8 protein-coding genes are annotated in these 7,194 nt (G+C 36.8%); 1 reads left to right on the top strand and 7 read right to left on the bottom strand.

All coding sequences use genetic code 11. The features are described 5' to 3' along the window. Positions 1–112 precede the first annotated feature (112 nt). The 5 genes from AC11ZT_RS12935 to AC11ZT_RS12915 form a co-directional block, all read right to left on the bottom strand. Positions 113–688: a dehydroquinate synthase/iron-containing alcohol dehydrogenase family protein gene (locus AC11ZT_RS12935; RefSeq protein WP_484059996.1), complete on the bottom strand. Its 576-nt coding sequence runs from the start codon at positions 686–688 to the stop codon at positions 113–115. A 332-nt stretch (positions 689–1,020) separates the two neighbouring features. Beyond that, on the bottom strand, positions 1,021–1,893 hold the full coding sequence (locus AC11ZT_RS12930; protein WP_484059995.1) for a DUF362 domain-containing protein: 873 nt from the start codon (positions 1,891–1,893) through the stop codon (positions 1,021–1,023). 21 nt (positions 1,894–1,914) lie between these two features. Continuing rightward, positions 1,915–2,325 carry a cupin domain-containing protein gene (locus tag AC11ZT_RS12925; RefSeq protein ID WP_484059994.1) on the bottom strand — a complete coding sequence of 137 codons (411 nt, stop codon included), beginning with the start codon at positions 2,323–2,325 and terminating at the stop codon, positions 1,915–1,917. Between the two features lie 40 nt (positions 2,326–2,365). Further along, positions 2,366–2,893, bottom strand: coding sequence for a cyclophilin-like fold protein (locus tag AC11ZT_RS12920; RefSeq protein WP_484059998.1), 528 nt, complete (start codon positions 2,891–2,893; stop codon positions 2,366–2,368). A 13-nt stretch (positions 2,894–2,906) separates the two neighbouring features. Continuing rightward, positions 2,907–3,485 carry a sugar O-acetyltransferase gene (locus AC11ZT_RS12915; RefSeq protein ID WP_484059993.1) on the bottom strand — a complete coding sequence of 193 codons (579 nt, stop codon included), beginning with the start codon at positions 3,483–3,485 and terminating at the stop codon, positions 2,907–2,909. Positions 3,486–3,782: 297 nt separating this feature from the next. Between AC11ZT_RS12915 and AC11ZT_RS12910 the strand changes: the two genes are divergently transcribed. After that, the gene (locus tag AC11ZT_RS12910) at positions 3,783–4,220 is read left to right on the top strand and encodes a MerR family transcriptional regulator (protein WP_484059992.1); all 438 of its coding nucleotides are present in this window, start codon (positions 3,783–3,785) and stop codon (positions 4,218–4,220) included. A 338-nt stretch (positions 4,221–4,558) separates the two neighbouring features. Here the strand turns inward: AC11ZT_RS12910 and AC11ZT_RS12905 are convergent, their stop codons facing one another. Both AC11ZT_RS12905 and AC11ZT_RS12900 read right to left on the bottom strand, forming a co-directional pair. Beyond that, a complete protein-coding gene (locus tag AC11ZT_RS12905) occupies positions 4,559–5,122 on the bottom strand; it encodes a DUF4342 domain-containing protein (protein ID WP_484059991.1) in 564 nt (187 codons plus the stop codon). A 782-nt stretch (positions 5,123–5,904) separates the two neighbouring features. Next, positions 5,905–7,188 carry an IS110 family RNA-guided transposase gene (locus AC11ZT_RS12900; protein WP_484059997.1) on the bottom strand — a complete coding sequence of 428 codons (1,284 nt, stop codon included), beginning with the start codon at positions 7,186–7,188 and terminating at the stop codon, positions 5,905–5,907. Positions 7,189–7,194: the final 6 nt, after the last annotated feature.

The following is a 7,194-nucleotide window of genomic DNA, read 5'->3' as shown; positions in this document are numbered from 1 at the left end:
ATTGTAAATCAACAATTATCTCAAATTATAAAAAACTATAGTAGCTTTTGGTTGTTCACTTTTCTTTATAATTACATTAATTACTATGTCTCTTGAATTTTATGATAGAGCTCTAATAATTAATACAGTTAAATATCATGTCTTTTACTTCTTCTCTTGTAAGTATATCATCATCCTCAAATTCTCTAAGTTCTTCTAGGATAACTTCCACTTCCGGAACTTCTGCAATCTCATTAAAAGTAACCGCTATACCATATTGTCTGTATATACTTTCTGTTTCAGCAATTCCTTCTTCTATTACTTGTATTTTGTCTTTACCATTTGTATCAACCTTCATAACATTAACAGCATAGTTATACACGGCATCGCTGTAATGCTTAGAAACAGCCCTCAGCCATTTAGGAAAAATTACAGCTACTGCTTCACGATAGTTAACATGGAAAATTTCTTCTGCAATTGTTTCGCAGCCATAAAGGGACCAGGCACTTTTTTTCCCACATCTCGAGATTCCAAATGTATTAACTGCAGACGCCCACATAAGATTAGCCCTTGCTTCGTAATCTGATGGATTTTTTAAGGCAATTGCGGCGTCTTCTAGAATTGTTCTCATAACTGTCTCACTAAATCCTTCAGCAATTTTGCTGCTTCCTCCAAAATAGTTGGAAAATAGCTGTGCAAAAGTTACCATGGCACCGTAAGCCGTCTCCCAGTAATCTTCTCATAGTTGCCGCTAGACTTAAGAGAATTCCCACCATAGACAAGCTATACCTTTTTTCCATATTTTTTTATTTCTTTTGGAAGTTTTTCTAATGCATCACTGCCAAAATGGATTGTAACCGGATTGTTATACGAAAAACTTAACTTTTAATTTTCTCCTTTCACCCGAAACACTGGGCAGTTTAAGAGTGCTGGTTCCCACTCGCAAACTGCCCGTCAAAGTCTATTTAGGACTTTGACCTCCTTACTTTCAAATAACGCACCTGCTTTTAATGCAAGTGCGCTACAATGAATTATTATTATTTAGTCTATATAAGTTAGTTCATACTCTCTAGAACCAATACCTAATCTGGCTGCTTCTTCAACAGTATGTATTCCGTGTTTTTCTTCCATTCGATGTATTAAACTTGCTTTTCCTAAGTCTTCTGACTTATATATTAAATCAACGCAAGCTTGATCTAAAGCAACTGGATCTAAAGAAGCAAGAATTCCTATATCTTTCATTTCCGGGTCCTTTGGACAAGAATTACAATCACAGTCTATAGAAATATCACGCATAACATTAATAAAAAAAATATTATCCTTTTTATATTCAACGATTGTACTTGCTGCTTCTGCCATTGATTCTAAAAATGCATCTTGAGGTGTGCTGAAAAAACCATTAGGGTCATTGCTTCCAGCTGTGTGGATATGCAGTTTTCCCTTACTTGATGCAATACCAATTGAAGTGTTTTTTAATGCTCCTCCAAAGCCTCCCATTTGATGACCCTTAAAATGAGATAATACTAATAATGAATCATAGTTGGCCAAGTGACTGCCAACATAGTTAACTTTTAAATGTTTACCGTTTTTAATTGGTAATTCTATTTCTTCTTCTTCATCCATAATATCTACTTTAAATAATTTAGTAAATCCATGCTCCTCAATAGCTTTCCAATGTTCTTCAGAATGCATCCTTCTACCTGGATAGGCTGTATTACATTCAACTATTGTCCCTTGCACATAATCAACTAATTCTTTCATAAATTCTGGTTTTAAAAAGTTCTTTCCTCCTGGTTCTCCAGAATGAACCTTAACTGCAACTTTACCCTTTAATTCTCTTCCTAATTGCTTGTATATATTCACTAAATTTTCTGATGTAATATTTTTTGTGAATAAAACTTTTGATTTACTCATCCTCTCATAATTCCCCTTTCTTTATTTTAATTTATTGTATTCTTCATCTGTTATTGGCTCCAACCACTGGTTGCTTGAACCTTCCGTCGGAACTGATAAGGACAGATGTGCAAATGCTTCATCCTTTACTGCGCCATGCCAATGTTTAATCTCCGTTGCGATATACACTACATCCCCGCTTTTCAAAAGCCGAGCATCTTTTCCGTATTCCTGATACCAGCCATGTCCGCCAACACAAATAAGTATCTGCCCGCTGCCATGATGAATATGCCAATTGTTACGGCAACCTGGTTCTAAGGTAACATTAAAGATGCCTACCTCCTTATCATTCAAGAGGCTTAAGTAGCTCTTCCCGATAAAATATGGCGCAAATGCTACATTTTCCTCTCCCAATGTAAAATCAGATACTTTTTCTAATTCTTTTCTTTCCATATAATAGATACTCCCTTCATTATTCACTGTATACTTCTTTTTATGTTGCATCTTTTGTTAACTTAAAGGTAACCTGCACATTACCATCGCCCACTGCTTTTACGAAACTTGCAGCCTCCTCAATATATCCCAGTCTGGTATATTTATAGGAGGTTGAGAAGGTTTCATAGAACACTACCAAACAGTCATCGCCATACAGCATAATATCTCCGGCATAAATTTTTCCCGGTTGCTCGAAAGCAGTTGGGAGCTTATTTGATAAATAATAGTATTTTTCATTACCATTTAGTTCGCTCATGTCAACGGTAAGCGGAAATCTCTCTACTAATGCCTGCGTCGTTTGATTATTATAAAGCTTTACCGAAAATGTCTTTTCCCCAACCGTAATGAGCAAATCTATAGCCGTTGATGTCTTTGCTTTGTTAACATCATCCTTCTGCTCCTTAGAATCATTTATAGATACTTCCTGTTGATTGGTCTGTCTGCTTTTATTCGTTTCACTGTTATCACAGGCAGTCAGACCTAAACAAAACATAAGCATACTTAGTATTGAAATTATTTTTCTCATATTCAATATCTTATTACTCCTGATCGATTTCGATTTGCTTGATAACTTTCCCAGGTACACCGCCTACAATAACATTAACAGGTACATCCTTGGTCACAACTGCGCCGGCAGCAATTACTGCACCATCACCAATGGACACACCGGGAAGGACCGTGGCATTTGCTCCAATCCAGACATTTTTACCAATCACAATAGGCGCGGGATGCATAGTGCTGCGTTTTCTCGGATCAATGTCGTGATTGAGGGTAGCAAACACCACATTGTGCCCAATGAGAGCACCATCACCAATTGTAATGCCGCCTTGGTCTTGAAAACGGCAGCCTGAATTGATAAATACATTCTTGCCCACAGAGATGTTTTTCCCGCAGTCCGTATAAAAAGGAGGGAACATGGCAAATGTTGAATCCACCGGTTTCCCAATCAACAGGGAAAACAGTTCCCGAATTTCTTCCGGGGTATGATAATGTCCGTTCAGCTCAGATGTTAATTTCAATGCTTCCTGCGAGAGGTAGTGCATCATCAGATGCATTTCCGAACCGCCCTCGATCACTTCACCTCGGTTCAAGTGCGCTAAAAAATCATGGATGTCCATTAGTTTCCTCCTTTTAGTCGGAACACCGAGCAATTAAGATTACTCGCTCCAATCGCTAATTGCTCGTTAAAGTCCATTTAGGACTTTGGCTTCGCCCACGGGGCAACTTAGCTCACTCGCACTCGCTCGTAAGTTACCCGTTAAAGTCCATTTAGAGCTTTAACCTCCTTGAATTGTAAAATTGTTTGTGTTAATCTCTAACTAATAAGTTCGATTTAATTCTACAACTTAAAGTTAACTTTAAGTCAATACCTTTTTCAAATCTTTAATTTCAAAATTATTATGGAGGATATATAAATGTTTTATACAGTTGGTGAAATGGCAAAGCAGCTTGATGTTGCTGCTTCAACATTAAGATATTATGATAAAGAAGGTTTGCTTCCATTTGTAGAGCGTTCTAGTGGCGGTATTCGCATGTTCAAGGATGAAGATATGTCGTGGTTGCACCTTATAGATTGCTTAAAAAAAACAGGCATGCCCATAAAGGACATTAAACATTTTATGGATTACTGCATAGAGGGTGATTCCAAAATCGATGAGCGCCTATCCATCATGGAATCGCAGCGGGATGCTGTGATAAAGCAGATGAAGGAAATGCAAGAGATGCTCGATATGCTAAATTACAAGTGCTGGTATTATGAAACCGCAAAAAAGGCTGGAACCTGTGCTGTTCACGATGATATGCAAACAGAGAATGTTCCAAAGAAATATCATAAATATTTAAATGAAAAATAGAACTATTAAAAACAATTTTTACAGCAAAGGCACTCTGCGGATTCCCAAAATCGAGAATTCGCAGAGTGCCTTTAATTTTAGGCTATGTTTAAGTGTAGTGTTGAAATTCCGCAGGTGCTATGATACCTAGGAAAGCTGTCACTGCACATATAAGACTAAAACTTCTTTTATATGAATCTGATAAATCCAATAAACTCGCTTTGTTCAAACATATTGGATTCTTAATGCAGCTTCATCTAAAAGAAGTTAAGTCTTTTAGATGTTCGTTCCAATGCTTTCTACGGTATCATAGACCTGCTTACTTCAACATTATTCTTAAACAGAGCCTAATTTTAACACTATAAATCTACATCTATTTCAACAAAAACCAGGGCTGACGTCCCAATTCGCGACCTCAGCCCTGGTTTAATTATTATATCTACCGACCTACTAATTTGTCCCGCTGAATTACTGCTGTCTTCGCTAAGCTTCCTCTTAGCACAATCCACGCTTTCAGCCACCTTATCCATCATCTTATTCACCTTGCCGCATTCCATATCTTTGCCTTCAAACTTAATTCTGTGTCCTGTAAACAAAGCTACTATTAAACCTATAAAGGTTACATAAGGAGCAATTACTGTGATTATCACTGCCAAAGTAACAGGCAGACTTAATATATTTACTTCCTTCTTATGAATTACAAACCTTGTATTGTTGCCTTTTCTTACTAGCTTCTTAAACTTAACCCATAAGGATTCCTTGTTCTCACAAGCTGCGGCTGGTCTAGCCATGTTGTGCTTCTCCAGGTAAACAAGAGCTTCAAGTATATCATCATTGCACTTCTCCAGCGCATCCTTTGCTGCCTCATAGCTTACGTTAGTTCTTTTTCTGAGTTCATCGATATTTTCCATTCTTACTGTCATTTTCAATACCCCTCTTTTATAATTTTTACTTGGTTTTCTTAACCTTATGTTTTTATTATAAGAGGCAATAGTTAGACAACAATTAATGGAAGATTAGAATTTGATTAGAAATCTTTTTTTCTTGCCTGAAGCTTAATCTTCCCAAATACATCTCCCAAAAGAATATATATGTATATTGCCTTATCCTCAACCTTTACAAAGTACTCAAATATGAAAGTGTACCTGAACACAATAGTGGACGAGGCCATCTCTTTTTACTACGACCACCTTTTCTCTCGCAGCACAAAAGGTTAACTAGTTATCTATATAAATATTTAAATAGTTAACTTCCTCTATGATCTTTGATTATCTCTTAATATCTCGCTTATTCTTAAAATATCAGAAGTGAAAAGAGAAACCATACGGGTATATATTGAATAAATGAATTTTTATGGAAACGCATAGGCGACCCAAAGAGGCGTCAGCTTATTTGTTAAATATTGTAACCTTGGATGTCCGCAAATTCTTTGGTAACGCACCCTTCCATGTCTCACAGGATCAATGTCCTAAATTCCTTCGTTCAGTTTATCCAAAGGCGGATGTCAGCAAATGCTTTTTGACCGGGTCTATGCCCTTATGTTAACTTTTAATCCTGACTAATCCCAGTTTCTTTTCTCAAAGATCTATTTAAGAATCTACAAAGAATTACTACCACCTACGGTGCTATTGCTGAGGAGTCAGCATAGATAGGATCATAGGTTTTATTTTGTTATGAATCTTTAGAAGTGTAAAAATACCTAGGGTTACGCAACTTTTCTTTGTGTAAGGCAGGATAAATCCTTCATCAATTTTTCAGGATTATACTCAACTTGTTTTGTCACGATTGTATACATTATCCTTATGAGCTTACAACAGAGTAAAATTAATGACTGCATCTTTCTAAGAGGGTTATTCTTTCGTGTTGTATAGTATTCATGAAGCTTCTTAAATTCTTGATTTGTAGCGACCAAAGGCATGATAGCTCGAAAGAGCAATGCTCTAAGTCTAGACCTTCCACGCTTACTTATGACCGTCTTTCCTCTGTGCTTTCCAGAGCTATTTTCAATCAGATTAAGGCCCGCAAGCTTCTGTATTTGACTCGGATGAGTGAATCTAGTTATCTCACCTACTTCAGCAATGAAACCCGCAACTGTGGTCATACCTATACCTTTAATAGTTAGAGCTTCCTTGACTCCTGGTACCTGAAGAGTCAATTCTTCTATCTCTATTTGGACTTCATTAAGCTGCTTCATGTACAAGTCATATTGTTCTAAAATAGCTATAAGTTCCTTTTCTGCCATTCTCAGCCCACTCATGATACCCACAGAAGCTTTAGCCGCTTCTTCAAGTCTAGCAGCCCTCTTGGCATCTCCGATGCGCCTATGCGACATCTTCCAGCATGAAAGTATTTTTTGTTGTCCAGATGATAAAACCTTCTCTGGAGTTGGAAACTTTCTTAAGGCTATTAATGCCGCCTTGCCTTTCCAGTCAGCAAAAACATCACTAAACTCTGGGAAGTATTTATCTAGCCATTGAGTAATGTTATTACTAACTTTATTAAGGTTTTTGTTGATACTTTCCCTCATATACATGGCAGTCCTTAATTCACTATAGATACCTTCTGGAATATATGGCATAGAATATCGACCTTCGGTAACTAGCTTCGCTATAGTTTTAGGGTCTTTACGATCATTTTTAGTCTGGGAGTTGTCATCTAACTCCTTGCTTCTCTTAACATGTAGTGGGTTAACTAAAACTACTCTGGCATCAATATTCTTTAGGTAGTGGGCAAGATTAAACCAATAGTGCCCTGTTGGTTCCATACCTATAGTTATATCGGTCTTTTTATTTTCCTTCATCAACGTCTTAATCCATTTTTCGAATAAATTAAAGCCGTAGGCTGAGTTTTCAAAATTCATTACTGTACTTAATTCAATTCCTCTGTAGTCAAATGCTCTTGCATATTGCATGTCTTTTCCAATATCAATTCCTACAACTAAAGTCTTTTCTGTTATTGACATTATCTTTTCGTTCTGAGTATAATTCATATGAGT

The sequence above is a fragment of the Ectobacillus sp. genome (assembly GCF_056992975.1).
This window is presented reverse-complemented; position numbering and strand designations above follow the sequence as displayed.

Bases quoted from the DNA above. Each gene is read 5' to 3' on its own strand.
- AC11ZT_RS12935 (WP_484059996.1), bottom strand. From the start codon at position 688: ATGGTAACTTTTGCACAGCTATTTTCCAACTATTTTGGAGGAAGCAGC.
- AC11ZT_RS12930 (WP_484059995.1), bottom strand. From the start codon at position 1,893: ATGAGTAAATCAAAAGTTTTATTCACAAAAAATATTACATCAGAAAAT.
- AC11ZT_RS12925 (WP_484059994.1), bottom strand. From the start codon at position 2,325: ATGGAAAGAAAAGAATTAGAAAAAGTATCTGATTTTACATTGGGAGAG.
- AC11ZT_RS12920 (WP_484059998.1), bottom strand. From the start codon at position 2,893: ATGAGAAAAATAATTTCAATACTAAGTATGCTTATGTTTTGTTTAGGT.
- AC11ZT_RS12915 (WP_484059993.1), bottom strand. From the start codon at position 3,485: ATGGACATCCATGATTTTTTAGCGCACTTGAACCGAGGTGAAGTGATC.
- AC11ZT_RS12910 (WP_484059992.1), top strand. From the start codon at position 3,783: ATGTTTTATACAGTTGGTGAAATGGCAAAGCAGCTTGATGTTGCTGCT.
- AC11ZT_RS12905 (WP_484059991.1), bottom strand. From the start codon at position 5,122: ATGACAGTAAGAATGGAAAATATCGATGAACTCAGAAAAAGAACTAAC.
- AC11ZT_RS12900 (WP_484059997.1), bottom strand. From the start codon at position 7,188: ATGAATTATACTCAGAACGAAAAGATAATGTCAATAACAGAAAAGACT.